Genomic DNA, 16321 nt, shown 5'->3' with positions numbered 1-16321 from the left:
CCCGATGTTGGATTGGGGGATTTCGGGGGTGATTTTTTCGTCCCTCGTATAGGTGTGATTTAGGTTATCCCTAGAAAACATGTAGTTCCTACCCAGGAAGAGGGCCCAGCATGACCACAGGGTATTCAACCGCCGTGACCGAGGACACTACGGAACTTTCCGACGGTGACCTCGCCGCCGCACCTGAGGAGGGTGTGTGGCGCCGCCAGCTCATCGGCCTCGTGCTCGGCATTATCGCCGCAGCTGTCGTCTACTTCATCTTCCCGTCCGGTGCGGCTGACGTCGTCCGTGAATCCTCCGGTGCCGACCCGGAGATCGAGTACAGCGCGCAGACGATGCGCGTTGTCGCTGCCGTGGCCGTGTGGATGGCGGTCTGGTGGATGACGGAGGCGATCCCGCTCGCCGCGACGGCTCTCATTCCGTTGGCGGTGTTCCCACTGGCGAATGTGGCGAAATTCAAGGAAGTCAGCGCGCCGTACGCGTCGTCGACCATCTTCCTGTTCATGGGCGGCTTCCTCATGGCGCTGGGCATCCAGCGCTGGAACCTGCATCGCCGCTTGGCGCTGTGGGTGGTCAAGCTGATCGGCACCAGCCCGCGCCGCATCATCCTCGGATTCATGGTGGCCACCGGCTTCCTGTCGATGTGGGTCTCCAACACCGCGACGGCAGTGGTCATGCTCCCGATCGGTGTCTCCGTGCTCACCCTGACTGCTGACCACGTCGGCGGCATGGGCAACCAGAAGAGATTCGCTACGGCGCTCATGCTGGCTATCGCCTACGCCGCGTCCATTGGTTCGCTGGGCACCCTGATCGGTACCCCGCCGAACGCGCTGCTGGCCGGCTACATGAAGGAATCGCACGATATCGAGATCGGCTTCGGCAAGTGGATGCTCGTCGGTGTCCCGGTCGCAGTTCTGTTCATTCTGATCGCTTGGATCGTGCTCATCAACGTGTTCAAACCGGAGATCGACCAGATTCCGGGCGGCAGGGAGCTCATCCGTGATGAGATGGACAAGCTCGGCGAGTGGACCACAGGCCAGATCCTGTCCGCGATCATCTTCGTTGCCGCCGCACTGTGCTGGGTCTTCGTTCCGCTGGGCATCGACTACTACGGCTGGGAGATCGGTTACGACGACGCAGCTGTGGGCATCATCGCCGGTCTGCTCATGTTCACCATTCCGGCGAAGTCCAACGGCACGCGCATTCTCGATTGGGAGACCGCGAAGGATATCCCGTGGGACGTCCTGCTGCTCTTCGGTGGCGGCCTGTCGCTGTCCGCGATGTTCTCCCAGTCGGGTCTGTCCTTGTGGATCGGTGAGGCATCCAAGGGCCTCGCTGGCCTCCCGACGGTGCTGCTGATCGCCGCTGTCGGTGCACTGATCCTGCTGCTGACGGAGCTGACCTCCAATACCGCGACCGCCGCGACATTCCTGCCGATCATGGGCGGTGTCGCAGTGGGCATTGGCCTCACCGCCGCGGGCGATATCAACGTCCTGCTGCTCACCATCCCGGTGGCACTGTCCGCGACCTGCGCCTTCATGCTTCCGGTAGCGACCCCGCCGAACGCGATCGCCTACAGCTCCGGCCACGTCACCATGGGCGAGATGATCAAGGGCGGTGTTTGGCTCAACGTCATCGGCCTGGTCCTGGTCACTCTGGCCACCTACGCCATCGCTGTCCCGGTCTTCGGTCTGACGCTTCCTTAATAGGCGAGGTCGCGTGTGGGGACTAAACTGTCCCCCATGGATAATGAGACCCGACAGTTCGGGCGCCACGGTGACGATGTCTCTGACGCGAGCTCCCGTTACCTGTCCCCGTCCCAATCCTCTTCCCAGAGCGCAAGCTCTAGTACCGGCCAGTCCGCTCCGCGGCAATTCATGCCGGGGGAGGGGGATTCGCGCTATTCCGCTTCACCGAGCCACCCGGAAACCAAATTCGGCGACAGCTTCAGCTCCGGCGGCCTCGAGCCGTATGACGAGCCGTACCGGCCGGAATCGTCCGGTTCCGGTAAATCGCGTGGCGGCGCGGGCTCGATCATCTTGGCGGTCCTCGCTCTGCTGCTCGGTCTCGCAGCCATCGCCATGTTCTTCCTGTGGCGTGGCGCGGAGTCGCGGGCGAATAAGCCCGATCCGGCTCCGGTGACCATCACTCAGACGGAGACGGTCACCACGACGCCGACGGGTCTGCTCGACGAGCTCTTTGGCAGCGACGGCGAGAAGGACGACAACAAGGAAGACGGCGAAGGCGGCGGCGAGAACGGCTTGCCGTTGCCGGGCGGCGAGGGCGCTCCGCCGCTGCCGGAGAATCTCCCCACGGAGATTCCGGACGATATTCCGGAGGAGTACCGCGACGATGCGGAGGATCTGCTCAACCAGCTCGACGGGTTGCTGAATGGCTAATAGCGCACAGTCGGATTCCACGCAGCTCGCGGCGTATGTCGCGGACAAGCTTGCCGAGCATGTCACGGATGTCGTGCTCAGTCCCGGTTCGCGCAACTCGCCTCTCGCGTACGCATTGCTCGCCCGCCGCGACATCAGGGTGCACGTGCGTATCGACGAACGATCTGCCGCCTTCACCGCCCTGGGGCTTGCCCGGGTCCAACACCGCCACGTCGGCGTTGTGATGACCTCGGGAACTGCGGTGGCGAACACATACCCCGCAGTCATTGAGGCGCACATGTCTCATACCCCGATCGCGATCATCAGCGCGGATCGGCCGGAACGTCTCGTGGGCACTGGTGCTTCGCAGACGATCTGGCAGCAGGGCATTTTCGGCCGTTACGCTGCCACCCAGCAGGTCACGCAGGTCGGCGACGCACTCAGTTTCGACGCCGACCAGGTGCACATCAACGTCGCCTTCGACACCCCGCTCGTGCCGGAGACCCTGCCGGAGCAGGTGGGAACCCCGCGCCGGGTGGGGCCTGGCCGCCTGCGCCCGTCGGAAGGCCGCGGCGCCGCGGATACCGGACCCGCCGGGGCAGTCGACCACGGCGAGGTCGAGGTCGACCTGACCCTGAACACGCTCGTCATCGCTGGCGACGAAGCGTGGGAGGTGCCCGGTTTGGAGCACGTGCCCACGATCGCGGAGCCTACAGCACCGACGCCGTTCCACCAGGTCCACCCGCTGGCCGCACGGTTCTTCACCCAGGACGAGGTGGCGGTCAGCCACGACGGTGGTGATTTCGCCGCGTCCACGAAGCCGGACCAGGTCATCGTGGTGGGCCACCCGACGCTGCACCGCGACGTCATGGCGCTGCTGGCGGACAACACCATCGAAGTCATCGGCATCACCCGTACTGAGACGGTCACGGGCAACCCGGACAAAGTGGGCAGCCGCGTGAAGGTGACGGGGCAGCCGACGGATACCTGGCTGAAGATCTGCGAGGCCGCCGGCGATGTCGGAGCAGATACCGTCCGCAAAGCACTGGGGGACGAGGAGTTCGGGTTCACCGGGTTGCATGCCGCGGCCGCTGTGTGCGACACCCTGGCGGTGGGCGACACACTCGTGCTCGGGTCCTCGAATCCGGTGCGCGACGCGAGCCTTGTGGGGATGCCTTTCGACGGCGTGTCCACCTACTCCGCGCGCGGTGCCGCCGGCATTGACGGCACCATTTCCCAGGCTGTGGGCGTGGCATTGGCGACGCAGTCGCTGCATCCGGACGAGATCCGCGCGCCGCGCACTGTCGCTCTAGTCGGTGACCTGACCTTCCTGCACGACGCAGGTGGGCTGCTCGTCGGCCCGGGCCAGCCGCGCCCAGGCAACCTCACCATCGTTGTGGCCAACGACAACGGCGGCGGCATCTTCGAGACCCTCGAGGTCGGGGCGGAGTCCGTCCGCGACAATTTCGAGCAGGCCTTCGGTACGCCGCATGACGCGGATATTGAGTCGATTGCCGCCGGATACGGCGTTTCCTACAGCAGGGCGGAGAGTATCGAGGAATTGACGGGGGCGCTGCTAGATGGCGTCGATAAGCCTGAGCCCGTCGTTGTGATTGAGGCCGTGACCACGCGCGCGACGCGTCGGGCGCTGTCCGAGCAGCTGAAGAAATAGAAATGGCCCGGGTCAAGGTCGCGCGGCGGCGCCTCCACCAGCTCATCATCGTGCTGTACATGTGCGCGATGCTTGGCAGCATCGCCATGGTCGCGGGACCGGCGTACAACGATTACACGATCTCCCGCGACCCCGGCCGCGGCATCGCCACCGTCACGGGCGTGAGCTGGACCCGCACATCCGTCGACTACCAGGATGAGACAGGCCAATTCCACTCGCCGCAACGCGGTTTGCTGTACCCCTCCGGCCTTGGCGACGGGCAGCAAGTGTGGGTGACGTACGCGAAACGCGACCCCGAACTCGTCAAGGTGGAGGGGCGCAGTTGGACGCTCGCGATCATTCCGGCGCTGTCCGTCGGTGCGGCGTCTACCTTGATCGCTGTGGCCGCGTGGCTAGGTGCCAATGCCTTAGGTAAGAAAGGCCGGACCAAGGGGCGAAAGTTCACCTCGCGTTCCCGTGAAAGCAAGGACTAATTAGCGCGCGGCATGAATAATGCCCACATGCGTGTTGCCATTGTCGCCGAGTCTTTCCTGCCCAACGTCAACGGAGTGACGAATTCGATTCTCCGTGTCCTGGAACATCTCGAGCGTACGGGCCACGAAGCGATCGTGATCGCGCCGGGAGCGCGCGCGAACCAGGAAGAGGTCGCCGAGTACGCGGGTTTTCCCATCGTCCGCGTGCCCACCGTGATGGTGCCGCTGGTGGATTCTCTGCCGATCGGTGTGCCGAACGGGACGACCACGCGCGTGTTGCGCGAATTCAAGCCGGATATCGTCCACCTGGCCAGCCCCTTCGTGCTCGGCGGTGCCGGTGCCGTGGCCGCGAAGCGTCTCAATCTGCCGGCAATTGCTCTGTTTCAGACTGATGTCGCCGGCTACACCGCGCGCTATCACGTCGGCTTCCTCGAGTCCGCAGCGTGGGTGTGGGCGCGCAACCTGCACAACATGACGCAGATGACGCTCGCGCCGTCGTCGGTGACGATCGGGGAGCTGGAGGCCCACGGCATCAAGAACATCCGCCGCTGGGGCCGCGGCGTGGACTCAGAACTGTTCCGCCCAGACCGCCGCTCCCAAAAGCTGCGGAAGAAGTGGGACCCGACAGGAAAGAAGAAGATCGTCGGCTTCGTTGGCCGCCTCGCCTCTGAGAAGGGCGTTGAGCGACTCACCGCCTTGCATGGCGACCCGAATATTCAGCTGGTCATCGTCGGCGACGGTCCATTGAGGCGCGAGCTGGGTAAACGGATGCCCTCTGCGGTATTCACGGGTCAGCTGGGCGGCAAGAAACTCGCCGCCGCTTACGCCAGCCTGGACCTGTTTGTGCACACTGGTGAGTTCGAGACTTTCGGCCAGACCATCCAGGAGGCGCAGGCCTCCGGCACCCCGACGATCGGCCCGCGCGCCGGTGGCCCCATCGATCTGATCGAGCCGGGCTACAACGGTGACCTGCTGGACGTGGAGACCTTTGAGCGTGACCTGCCTGCTTCCGCCGCCGCGATTCTCGAGCCGGACACGCTGGAGGAGATGAGCGTCAACGCCCGTGCCTCTGTGGCCGACAAGACATGGCCTGCGCTGTGCGACCAGCTCCTCGGCTACTACGAAGAGGTCATCGACGGCTACCCGAAGAAGGGCCGCCGCCCGCTGAGGCGCTGATTCCTGCTCCACCCTCCTGCCCGGGGCCTGGCTCAGTAGGGCAGCGGCGGGACAGTCGCCTAGACTCTTTGGCTATGGCCAAGGCGAACCTGGAGAAGAACCCGCTGGATGTCGCGGGAATGTTCGATGAAGTAGGAAAGAACTACGACATCACCAACACGGTCATGACAGGTGGCCTGGACCGCTACTGGCGCAAGCGCACTCGTGAGCGCCTGGATTTGAAGCCGGGTGAGAAGGTCCTCGACCTCGCCGCGGGCACGGCAGTATCCACGGTGGAGCTGACCAAATCCGGCGCGTGGTGCGTGGCGTGCGATTTCTCCCAAGGCATGCTCGCGGCGGGTAAGCACCGCGATGTGCCCAAGGTCGTGGGCGATGCGATGCATCTGCCATTCGCCGACGAGACGTTCGATGCCGTCACCATTTCCTACGGCCTGCGCAATGTCCACGATTTCGAGGCCGGCTTGCGCGAAATGGCGCGCGTGACCAAACCGGGCGGGCGCTTAGTGGTCAACGAATTCTCCACTCCCGTCGTGCCGGTGTTTTCCACGCTCTACCGCGAGTATTTACCCCGCGTGATCCCGCTGTTGGGCAAGGTCTTCTCTTCCAATGCGGAGGCCTACGAGTACCTCGCGGAGTCCATCCGTGCCTGGCCGGACCAGGAAGACTTAGCCGCCGCGATCAACGCCAACGGCTGGAGCGACTGCGGCTGGCAGAATCTCGCCCTGGGCATTGTGGCGCTCCACGGCGCGGTCAAGGCCTAGGTCGCATCCCACAGCGGGCTGTCTGCCCGCACGCGCGATACTCCCTTACCGGCGAGACGCCAGACGCGCGCGACGAGGTCGCGGTCGGCATCCGTGACGAGGTTGCCCATCAGGCGTGCGGCGGCGGGCATGAGGTAGCGGCCGCCGAGCCCGCGCAGTGCGAGCGGGCCTGCCGCGGGGAGGAATTGCGGGTAGGTGAGCATGCGCGCGAGGGTGCGGGCGAGTACGAATGCCTCGCCGTAGTTTCGGCGCAGCTCATGCGGCCAGGCCAAGGTCAGGTCGGGGCGCTTCCCGTGGGAATCGGTAATGAGTTCCACCGCCATGATCGCGGTTTCCAGGCCGTAGTCGATGCCCTCGCCGTTGAGCGGGTTGACGCAGGCGGCGGCATCGCCGATGAGCATCCAGTTCGGGCCCGCGACATTGGACACCGCGCCGCCCATCGGCAGCAGAGCGGAGGTGATGTTCTCCGGCTCGCCCAGCTGCCACTCTGCGCGCTGCTGGGAGGCGTAGAGGGCGAGCAGCTTCTTCGTGTTCACCTTCGCCGGGCGCGCATCGGTGGACAGGGCACCACAGCCGAGGTTCACCGCGCCGTCGCCGAGCGGGAAGATCCACCCGTAGCCGGGCTGGATCACGCCGGAATCGTCGCGCAGTTCCACGTGGGAATGCATCCACGGCTCAGCGGAGAACGGGGTCGCGCAGTACGAGCGCGCCGCGATGCCGTAGACCTCCCCGCGGTGCCATCTCCGGCCGAGCTTCTTGCCGAAGGGGGAGCGCACACCGTCGGCGACGATCACCCATGTCGCGCCCAGCGTGCCCTGCGGGGTGACCACCCCGGTGATCGACCCGTCCGCGCCGAATTCAGCGTCGGTGGCGGAGCAGTCGTAGAACATCTCGGCGCCGGAGGAGGCGGCGAGGTCGGCCAAGGCGGCGTCGAAAAGCGAGCGCGGCGAGGCGGAACCTTCCGTGCCGTACGCGCCGTCGGGCCAAGGGGCGGTCACGGATCCGCCGTAACCGTGCAGCTTGAGGCCATGATTGCGGTAGGCGGGCAGGGCGGAATCGAGCCCGAGTTCCTGCAGTGCGTGCACCGCGCGGGGAGTCAGCCCGTCGCCGCATGTCTTGTCGCGGCCGTGCGGCGCGGCGTCGATGACAGCGACCGACAGGCCAGCGCGACGAGCGGCGATTGCGGCGGCGGAACCAGCGGGTCCCGCGCCGACGACGACGCACTCAAACGATTTCACCGAACATATTGTGCCAGACGAGTTATGTGTGGACTACGGTTAAGGGGACGCACAACCGCACGACCCCGCAAGGACGATAGATGACCAACGGCACTCCCACGTCGCCCGCCGTCGACACCCAGCTCGACCTCGGCGATGAGGCCTTGGCGCAGCGCGTCACCGCAGGGTTGAACAAGGTGGAAGAGCTCATGTTCGAGCGCCTCTCTGCAGGAGAGGATTTCTTGAGTGAGCAGGTCACCCACCTGGCCAAAGCCGGCGGGAAGCGCTTCCGCCCGTTGATGGCCGTGCTGGCCAGCGAGTTCGGGCCGAACCCGCAGGCAGAAAATGTGATCCGCGGTGCCGCGATCGTGGAGCTGGTCCACCTGGCCACGCTGTACCACGACGACGTGATGGACGAGGCTGTCAAGCGCCGCGGTGTCGAGTCGGCGAATTCGCGCTGGACCAACACGGTCGCGATTCTCTCCGGCGATTTCCTGCTCGCCGAGGCATCGCGGTTGATGAGTGAGATCGACACCGCCACTGTCCGCCATTTCGCGGAGACGTTCAGCGATTTGGTCACCGGCCAGATGCGCGAGACCGTCGGCGCCCGTGGCGGCGATCCGGTCGAGCACTACCTCGAGGTCATCCGCGAAAAGACCGGCGTGCTCATCGCATCCGCCGCGTACTTGGGTGCCACGCACTCGGGCGCGGATGAGGCAACGGTGCGCACGATCAAGGAGGTCGGCGAGGCGATCGGCATGGTCTTCCAGATCGTCGACGACATCATCGACATCTTCTCCGATTCCGAACAGTCCGGAAAGACCCCGGGTACGGATCTGCGCGAAGGCGTGTTCACCCTCCCGGTCCTCTACGCCCTCAAGGATGAGGGGGAAGCGGGCGAAGAGCTCCGCGGCCTTCTCACGGGTCCGCTCACCGAGGATGCCGACGTGGAGCGCGCACTGACGCTCATCGGACAGACGGACGGCCGCAAGCGCGCGCTTGACGACGTTCACCGCTACCTCTCCATCGTCGATACCCGCCTGAGTGATCTTCCCGGCATTCCGGCGAATGAGGCAATGCGCCAGATCGCCCGGTACACCGTCGACCGCGTCGGCTGAAAAACGCTTCTCAACTGCCGATTTGTTGTTTCCGTGACCCGCTGCTGTAGAGTAGTCCAAGCACGCCAGGTTGCCCGAGCGGCCAAAGGGAGCGGACTGTAAATCCGCCGGCATTGCCTTCAGAAGTTCGAATCTTCTACCTGGCACCACATACAGCGCGCACTGCGGAGAATTCACGCGGTGCGCGCTTCTTCATTTTCCAGTTACGCGGACGTCACTTTCAGGCCAGTGGATGTTCAATGTGCGGGGATAGTTTCGGACGGGTACATCTGCCCCCAACATGTGAAGGATCATTCCGTGTCCCGTTCCCGCTTCCGCGCCGCACTCGCTGTGCCGGCTGCCGCATCCCTGGTTCTCTCCGCTGCCGCTATCCCGGCCTCTGCCGCAGAGACGGCTGATAAGTCCTCCCTGGTCATCAACGAGGTCGTTTCCAACGATGACCCGATCGGCGACTGGGTCGAGCTGGCTAACCTGGACAACAACCAGGACCTGGACATCTCCGGCTGGAAGGTCCTGGACGACAAGGACGACCACACCCCGATCGTGTTCCCGGAGGGCACCAAGGTCGAGTCCGGCGGCTACTTCGCCTTCTACACGGACGGCGCAGCCAACACTCCGGACCATTCGGAGGGCTTCGGCCTGGGTAAGGGCGATTCCGTCCGCGTCTACGATGCCGAGGGCAACCTTGTTGTAGAGACGACCTGGGAAGGCCACGCGGTGCCGTCCTGGGGCCGTGTTCCGGACAAGACCGGCGAGTTCGCTACCACCGGCGCGTCGACTCGCGGCGCGAAGAACGAGGCCGGCGCTGGCGAGCAGCCGGGTGACGAAGAGCCCGCTGCGCCGGAGGCGAGTCAGCCGTGGCCGTACGACAACGTCTACGACGTCGACCTCGGCGGCGATTTCACCGGTGACGACATGTCCGGTGTGGATTTCGACGACAAGGGCCGCGCCTGGGTGGTCAACAACGGCTCCGGCAAGCTCTACGCCCTCGACTACGACGAGGCCACTAAGAAGTACACGGTCGCCGGCACCTGGACGCTGAAGTACGCCGACGACAAGGACGGAGTTGTGGACGCCGAGGGTGTCACCGTCGGCCCGGACGGCGCGATCTACGTGGCCACCGAGCGCAATAACGCCCACAAGAAGGTCTCCCGCCCGTCCGTCCTCCGTTTCGAGGTCAAGGAAGGCGCAGAGGAGCTCACCGCCACCAAGGAGTGGAACCTGAAGGACGTCGTCGGCGAGATCGAGGCCAACGCTGGCCTCGAAGCCATCTCCTACATTCCGGAGCAGAAGCTCTTCGCAGTCGGCGTCGAGGCTAATGGCAAGGTCTACTTCCTCGACCTGAAGGAAGACGGCACGCACGAGCTCAAGCAGGAATACCAGTCGCCGTTCGCCGGCGTCATGGCGCTCGACTACCGCCAGCAGGACAAGCAGCTCCGCGTGCTTTGCGACGAAGCGTGTGATGGCCAGTCCATCCTGCTTGCCCACAATGGCTCTGAGTTTGCCCCGGCTTCTGAGATCCAGGCTCGTCCGGCGCACTTCGCCAACCTGGCGAACGAGGGCTTCGGCTCCTACACCTCCACCGGTGAGTGCGTCGGCGGTAAGGCAGAGGCCACCACGCGCTTCCTGTGGGCCGACGACGGCGGTAAGGGCATCTCCATGCGCGGCGCGCAGGATGTCAGGACCGTCGACTGCACCGACGGCTCCGACGATGCCAACGCCGGCGACCAGGGCAGTGCCCAGTCCAGCAACGGTGCTAAGGATGGCTCCAGCGCCGGTACCGTCATCGGCGCAATCTTCGGCGTTCTGCTGGCCTTCATCGCTGGTATCGCCTCTGCCGGTCCGATCGCTCAGTGGGCGAAGGACAACCTCGGCGCAGAGTTCAAGCTGCCGTTCTAAGCCCTGACCACCTGCCCACGCTCAGCACAGCTCACGCGGCGCGAAAGTGTGGGCAGGTGGGGCCTTAGGTGGCGCGCATAGGGCTCTATAAAAGCGTTCAAAAATAGGCTCTAACCTGACGATTTGTATGTTCAATATGCGTCGGGTTAATCTTTCAAAGGCTTCAAACGAGCGGGTAACGCTTAAGAGGCTTAAGCCCCCTTAGCTCAGTCGGCAGAGCGTCTCCATGGTAAGGAGAAGGTCAGCAGTTCGATTCTGCTAGGGGGCTCTGTTGTTTGCTGGCAACGGACATGATTGGTTTACTCTTTTCATGTGCGCTCGCTAGCGGACACATGGCGGTGTAGCTCAGTGGTAGAGCAAGCGACTCATAATCGCTGTGTCGAGAGTTCAATTCTCTCCATCGCTACTCATCACCTCGGTCTCGGTCGGGGAGATGTGCTCACCCACTCCGGGGCCGTGCAGGTGCCGTGGTAGGGTTGGCGTACTGTCAGCCGGAACACCGAGAAATCGGTCGCCCGGCAGTGGAAAACAGTGCACCTAGGGGCGTGGCGCAATTGGTAGCGCAACGGTCTCCAAAACCGTAGGTTGCAGGTTCGAGTCCTGTCGCCCCTGCCATATAGACCAACTCGAGGAGAGCTGTGACTGATAATCAGCCTGGACGGAACACCGCAAAGCCGACCGGCAAGCGCCAGCGCAGCGGCGCGAGCTCTGTCACCTCTGAGTCCTATGAGGAGAAGCGCGTTGAAAAGGCCGCTCCCGAGGACCAGGACAAGACCGGCAACGGCGCTGCCGCATTCCCGGGTGAAGTCGTCAGTGAAATGCGCAAGGTCGTCTGGCCGACCGGGCAGCAGATGCTCAACTACACCCTCATTGTCTTCGGCTTCCTCATCGTCCTGACCGCGCTGGTGTGGGGTGTCGACCACCTCGCGGCGTGGGGAGTTGAAAACATCCTCGTCCCTTAAGCTATACTCGCGCAGTAGAGAAAATATCCCGCCTCCCAGCACACTGGGTAAGGCGGGATAAGTTTTTCGCCTAGCTGAGTAAGCTGGGCACCAATTGAGGACTTGAAACCATCATTAGCCATCGCGCCCACGTCACCGCGCGGCGCGTGCCAACTGCAAGGAGCGGAAATGGCCGACGACAACGAGTACAGCGTGGAAGCCAACGAGGCCGAAATGGTCGCCGAAGGCGGTGCCGTGCAGGAATCCACCGACCCGGAAGTGACCGAGGCAGACGAGACGGCTGCACCAGAGTCCACGGACTCTGCCGACAACGCCGAGGACACCACCGAGCAGCAGAGCCAGGAGATGGTCGCCGAGGGCGATGTCACGGAGCAGCCGGTCCAGGAAGCCGACGCTGAGGCCGCCGACGATGCTGAGGCTGGCACCGACGCTGAGGCCGGCACCGATGCCGAGGCTGCTACCGACCCGGAGGCAGCACTGTCCGGTGAGTCGGAGGAATCCGCAGACGCTGAGTACAAGGCGCGCCTGCGCAAGTACACCCGTGAGCTGAAGAAGCTGCCCGGCCAGTGGTACATCATCCAGTCCTACTCGGGCTACGAGAACAAGGTGAAGACCAACCTGGACATGCGTATCCAGACCCTCGAGGTGGAGGACTCCATCTACGACGTGGTCGTCCCGATCGAGCAGGCCATCGAGCTGAAAGACGGCAAGAAGAAGCTGGTCAAGCGCAAGCTGCTTCCGGGCTACGTGCTCGTCCGCATGGACATCAACGACGCGGCCTGGTCCGTGGTGCGTGAGACCCCGGGCGTGACCTCCTTCGTCGGCAACGAGGGCAACGCCACCCCGGTCAAGCACCGCGACGTGGCTAAATTCCTCATGCCGAAGGAACCGAAGGTCGACGAGGATGCTTCCAAGACCGAGGCGAATGCCGAGGGCGAGACCGTCATCGCCATGCCAGAGCAGGAAGAGAAGCCGAAGGTCGCGCACGACTTCGAGGTCGGCGAGGCAGTCACCATTCTCTCCGGCGCGCTGGCCAGCGTCTCCGCAACGATCAACGAGATCGACCCGGAGACCGGCAAGATTCAGGCGCTCGTGTCCATCTTCGGCCGCGAGACCCCGGTCGAGCTCACCGCCGACCAGATCGAGCGCATCATGTAGTGTGCCTCGACTCTGAGCACTGCTTACCCTGTGACAAACCGGCCCCCGTGGCCGGTTTTCGCGATTTGGGTCAGGGGAGCGTGGTGGCATACACTTATCGGTCGTGCCTGCACACAAGCAGGTGCGTGAACACGTTCATCCCCGGTGGCTGCGTCGATAAGCGAAAAGCGTCGAGGTGGCATCCGGAAGGCCCAGTTATTCATCGTGGCTGGAGTCTGTACCTAGGAAAGAGGTAATCCGATGGCTAAAAAGAAGGTCACTGGCCTGATCAAACTGCAGATCGAGGCTGGTATGGCTAACCCGGCACCGCCGGTCGGTCCGGCTCTCGGTGCGCACGGCGTCAACATCGTCGAGTTCACCAAGGCTTACAACGCTGCGACCGAGTCCATGCGCGGCAACATCGTCCCGGTGGAGATCACGGTCTACGAGGACCGCTCCTTCGACTTCATCCTGAAGTCCCCGCCGGCCGCGAAGCTGCTGCTCAAGGCTGCTGGTCTGAAGAAGGGCTCCGGCGTTCCGCACACTGACAAGGTCGGTTCTGTGACCTGGGAGCAGTGCAAGGAAATCGCTGAGACCAAGAAGAAGGACCTCAACGCCCGCGACATCGAGGCTGGCGCCGCGATCATCGCTGGTACCGCCCGTTCCATGGGCATCGATGTGAAGAAGTAAACCTTCTTCATTTCTCTCGGCTTAGTCCCGTCCCGGGACCTAGCCAGTGGGAGGGTCTGGTCTGACCCGCACCACACTTCCAACTACTGACACGTCATTAACTGACAAGTAAGGAAATCAACATGGCCAAGAAGCACTCCAAGGCTTACAACGAGAAGCTGGCGAAGGTTGACCGCGAGAGCGTGTACTCCCCGCTCGAGGCAGTCAAGCTCGCTAAGGAAACCGCATCCGAGAAGTACGACGCAACCATCGACGTCGCGATGCGTCTGTCCGTCGACCCGCGCAAGGCTGACCAGCTGGTCCGCGGCACTGTCAACCTGCCGAACGGCACCGGTAAGAACGTCCGCGTCGCTGTCTTCGCCGAGGGCGAGAACGCCACCAAGGCGCAGGAAGCTGGCGCCGACATCGTCGGTTCCGACGAACTGATCGAGCAGATCAATGCTGGCAACATCGACTTCGACGTCGCTATCGCCACCCCGGACCAGATGGCTAAGGTCGGCCGCGTCGCCCGCGTCCTCGGCCCGCGTGGCCTGATGCCGAACCCGAAGACCGGCACCGTCACCCCGGATGTGACCAAGGCTGTCTCCGAGTCCAAGGGCGGCAAGATCGCCTTCCGCGTGGACAAGGCTTCCAACCTCCACGCTCTGATCGGCAAGGCATCCTTCACCCCGGAGCAGCTCGCCGAGAACTACGGTGCTCTCCTGGACGAGGTGCTGCGTCTCAAGCCGGCATCTGCCAAGGGCATCTACCTGAAGAAGATCACCGTCTCTGCAACCCAGGGCCCCGGCATCCCGGTGGACACCAACGTGCAGAAGAACTACACCGAGGCGTAAATAGCGTGAGGCACTAGCCTCCTCGCCGCTTCGTGCATCTGACCCCGCTTCGGCGGGGTCTTTTGCTTTGGTGCCTGCCTCCTACAATCCGGGGATCGTCGCAATACCGGCCGGAAGGCCGGAGCTCGCGGGAGCAGTTTGAGAGTGGAACCGATTGCGGCTCCGCGCCGTCTAATCATGTAGACGGAAGGGGGCGTTTTGGCCGCTAGTTATATTCCTCGACCGAGGAAGAGCTTTGTCAACAGTTTGGAAAAAGTCCGCGGGCGTGGTGCACCTCGTTGGAGGGATCGGAAAGCCAGACGTATTTTTGAGTATGACCCCTTGCATGGGCACATTGAGGGCTAAAACCTGCAAGGAAAGCACGTCGGAGTGTTCGATGTGATCTCAGGCGAACTAATTGGCCCGGCGGTGAAAGGGAGGAGGATCGATGTTTAGGACGTATGTGGACGCGTGTCTCGACGGGGATGCGCGCCCGGACGATGTCGACGACTGGGTTGATGCATGGCACGACGATGCACCGGGAAGCGAGAACCTTTCACTCGATGCCTTCCTCGGTTTCACGTCAGAGGAATACGCCCGATGGGCGAGGGACGGGTCCGCCCTGCAGGAGATCCTCGACCGCCGCCGGTCGCAGCGGCAGACCGTGTAAGAAGAAACAAGGTTTCGTGACTTCTCGATGTCTCCTGCAGTTACGCCGAGCACTTTTGCGTTAAGCGGAAAAGCGTGTCCGCTCGGTAAGCTGCCCGGCTGGCACGGCCTCCACCAGAAAGTCGAAGGCTGACGGGAAGACTGAGACGAAGAAAGTTCGTCTGTTGTCAAGGATGAGCAGCGCCGGTATGACTGTCTGTCATGCTGAATGAACTAGCCCCCGAAAGTTGGACTGGTTTAATTCTAGGCGGTTAGGGCTTCAAGGGTCTGATTCCGATATTGCATCGGGGTCAGGCCCTTGAGTCGTTGTTGGATGCGTTCGGTGTTGTACCACTGGATAGACATGGACGGCATCAAACACATCCTGGGCTTGTGGATCGCCGATAACGAAGGCGCCGCATTCTGGGCGTCAGTGTGCGCTGACCTTGCCAACCGCGGGGTCCAAGACATGTTCATCGTCTGCTGCGACGGGCTCAAGGGTCTGCCCGAGGCGGTGGAAGCGACCTGTCCGAATTCCATGGTGCAAACCTGCATCGTGCACCTGATCCGGGCGGCGAACACGTGGGTGTCCTACCAGGACCGCAAACCCGTATCCAGCGCTTTGCGGGAGGTCTACACTGCGCCGAACTAGGACACCGCGCGTGCCGCCCAGCGTGCGAAGAAGGCGAAACGGGCAACTGAGTGCAACGGCTATATTGAAGGGGCAAAAGCCAACGGGTGGAAACAAGCCATCAACCAACTAGCCGTGGCATACCCCGACCGATTCGCGGACTACTTGTAAACCAAGCCCCCGCACACAAACAATCGGGCACTCTCTCTTCTGTAATTGGCCTTACAACGGTTCCACATCTATAAGCTATGCGAAGTTACCGTAGCCAGAAATGGTGCTCACCCATAAGAACGCTGGTACGACGAAAGCCGCGGCGAATGTGAAGGCAAAAGCACGCCATGATCGGTCGCTAAGCCGATCCTTTTTCAACATGTAGACAGACATGGCTAATACACCCAACGCCACCAATGAAGGTAGAGGTAGCCCATAGAAGACAAAAGGTATTGGAAGCCATGTGGACAGGAGCACTCCGCCATAAAGGGTTGCGATGCCCAAGACAATTCCAAAAAGCATTCCCGGAATGATCGTTCTTTCTTTCACAACAAATTCCTTACCAATCAGTTTATCTTGATCAGACCACCGTTTTTAGCCTGCGCATGACATTCATTGACGGGGCCCGGCGGGGTCTTTTGCTTTGCTGTTTCACTTCCCGGCCAGTGCTCCGCACCATGCGCCTTATTGGAAACGGTTACCGCCAAATGTGGGTAATTGTATCTACACTAGATGAAAATCGTTCGCATTTGCCGT

Annotated in this window: 15 protein-coding genes, 4 tRNA genes and 2 pseudogenes; 18 read left to right on the top strand and 3 right to left on the bottom strand. The window is 62.9% G+C overall.

Features of this window, described 5'->3' with window-relative positions:
* Nucleotides 1-110 precede the first annotated feature (110 nt).
* The 6 genes from M3G19_RS02950 to M3G19_RS02925 all read left to right on the top strand — a co-directional run bounded on the left by M3G19_RS02950 (nt 111) and on the right by M3G19_RS02925 (nt 6460).
* Entirely contained in the window at nt 111-1706 is a 1596-nt protein-coding gene (locus M3G19_RS02950; protein WP_259900358.1) for a DASS family sodium-coupled anion symporter, read from the top strand.
* A 36-nt stretch (nt 1707-1742) separates the two neighbouring features.
* Nucleotides 1743-2399, top strand: a complete 657-nt coding sequence (locus M3G19_RS02945) for a hypothetical protein (RefSeq protein WP_259900357.1) — start codon at nt 1743-1745, stop codon at nt 2397-2399.
* Entirely contained in the window at nt 2392-4050 is a 1659-nt protein-coding gene (gene menD, locus M3G19_RS02940; RefSeq protein ID WP_259900356.1) for a 2-succinyl-5-enolpyruvyl-6-hydroxy-3-cyclohexene-1-carboxylic-acid synthase, read from the top strand. Before M3G19_RS02945 ends, menD begins: the two co-directional genes overlap by 8 nt.
* Nucleotides 4051-4052: 2 nt before the next feature.
* Complete coding sequence (locus tag M3G19_RS02935) at nt 4053-4523, top strand: DUF3592 domain-containing protein (RefSeq protein ID WP_259900355.1); 471 nt, start codon at nt 4053-4055, stop codon at nt 4521-4523.
* A gap of 27 nt (nt 4524-4550) precedes the next feature.
* A complete protein-coding gene (locus M3G19_RS02930; protein ID WP_259900354.1) occupies nt 4551-5699 on the top strand; it encodes a glycosyltransferase family 1 protein in 1149 nt (382 codons plus the stop codon).
* Between the two features lie 74 nt (nt 5700-5773).
* Nucleotides 5774-6460, top strand: coding sequence for a demethylmenaquinone methyltransferase (locus M3G19_RS02925; protein ID WP_259900353.1), 687 nt, complete (start codon nt 5774-5776; stop codon nt 6458-6460).
* Here the strand turns inward: M3G19_RS02925 and M3G19_RS02920 are convergent.
* Nucleotides 6457-7698, bottom strand: coding sequence for a geranylgeranyl reductase family protein (locus tag M3G19_RS02920; RefSeq protein WP_311198332.1), 1242 nt, complete (start codon nt 7696-7698; stop codon nt 6457-6459). The genes M3G19_RS02925 and M3G19_RS02920 overlap by 4 nt on opposite strands.
* 80 nt (nt 7699-7778) lie before the next feature.
* On the opposite strand from M3G19_RS02920, the gene M3G19_RS02915 reads away from it, so the two are divergent.
* The 11 genes from M3G19_RS02915 (at nt 7779) to M3G19_RS02865 (ending at nt 14965) form a co-directional block, all read left to right on the top strand.
* The gene (locus M3G19_RS02915) at nt 7779-8795 is read left to right on the top strand and encodes a polyprenyl synthetase family protein (protein WP_259900352.1); all 1017 of its coding nucleotides are present in this window, start codon (nt 7779-7781) and stop codon (nt 8793-8795) included.
* Nucleotides 8796-8859: 64 nt separating this feature from the next.
* A tRNA-Tyr gene (locus tag M3G19_RS02910) sits at nt 8860-8944 on the top strand.
* 148 nt (nt 8945-9092) lie between these two features.
* Entirely contained in the window at nt 9093-10694 is a 1602-nt protein-coding gene (locus M3G19_RS02905) for a lamin tail domain-containing protein (protein ID WP_259900351.1), read from the top strand.
* Nucleotides 10695-10889: 195 nt separating this feature from the next.
* Nucleotides 10890-10962: transfer RNA gene (locus M3G19_RS02900), tRNA-Thr, on the top strand.
* Nucleotides 10963-11028: 66 nt separating this feature from the next.
* A tRNA-Met gene (locus tag M3G19_RS02895) sits at nt 11029-11100 on the top strand.
* Between the two features lie 133 nt (nt 11101-11233).
* Nucleotides 11234-11309, top strand: a tRNA-Trp gene (locus M3G19_RS02890).
* Nucleotides 11310-11332: 23 nt separating this feature from the next.
* Nucleotides 11333-11656, top strand: coding sequence for a preprotein translocase subunit SecE (gene secE, locus M3G19_RS02885; protein WP_259900350.1), 324 nt, complete (start codon nt 11333-11335; stop codon nt 11654-11656).
* Nucleotides 11657-11824: 168 nt separating this feature from the next.
* On the top strand, nt 11825-12814 hold the full coding sequence (gene nusG / locus M3G19_RS02880) for a transcription termination/antitermination protein NusG (protein WP_396121734.1): 990 nt from the start codon (nt 11825-11827) through the stop codon (nt 12812-12814).
* A gap of 240 nt (nt 12815-13054) precedes the next feature.
* Complete coding sequence (gene rplK, locus M3G19_RS02875) at nt 13055-13483, top strand: 50S ribosomal protein L11 (protein ID WP_210572950.1); 429 nt, start codon at nt 13055-13057, stop codon at nt 13481-13483.
* Nucleotides 13484-13605: 122 nt separating this feature from the next.
* Nucleotides 13606-14316 (top strand): 50S ribosomal protein L1, encoded by a 711-nt coding sequence (rplA, locus tag M3G19_RS02870; RefSeq protein ID WP_259900349.1) that lies wholly within the window; start codon nt 13606-13608, stop codon nt 14314-14316.
* A 427-nt stretch (nt 14317-14743) separates the two neighbouring features.
* Nucleotides 14744-14965, top strand: a complete 222-nt coding sequence (locus M3G19_RS02865; RefSeq protein ID WP_259900348.1) for a hypothetical protein — start codon at nt 14744-14746, stop codon at nt 14963-14965.
* A gap of 242 nt (nt 14966-15207) precedes the next feature.
* Here the strand turns inward: M3G19_RS02865 and M3G19_RS02860 are convergent.
* Nucleotides 15208-15303, bottom strand: a pseudogene (locus tag M3G19_RS02860) (IS3 family transposase); the annotation flags it as partial.
* Between M3G19_RS02860 and M3G19_RS02855 the strand changes: the two are divergent.
* Nucleotides 15302-15745, top strand: a pseudogene (locus tag M3G19_RS02855) (transposase); the annotation flags it as partial. The pseudogenes M3G19_RS02860 and M3G19_RS02855 overlap by 2 nt on opposite strands.
* A 75-nt stretch (nt 15746-15820) precedes the next feature.
* Here M3G19_RS02855 and M3G19_RS02850 read toward each other — a convergent pair.
* On the bottom strand, nt 15821-16114 hold the full coding sequence (locus M3G19_RS02850; protein WP_259900347.1) for a hypothetical protein: 294 nt from the start codon (nt 16112-16114) through the stop codon (nt 15821-15823).
* Between the last annotated feature and the right edge of the window lie 207 nt (nt 16115-16321).

Origin of the sequence: Corynebacterium sp. p3-SID1194, from assembly GCF_025144155.1 — a bacterium.
GTDB lineage: Bacteria > Actinomycetota > Actinomycetes > Mycobacteriales > Mycobacteriaceae > Corynebacterium.
This window is presented reverse-complemented; position numbering and strand designations above follow the sequence as displayed.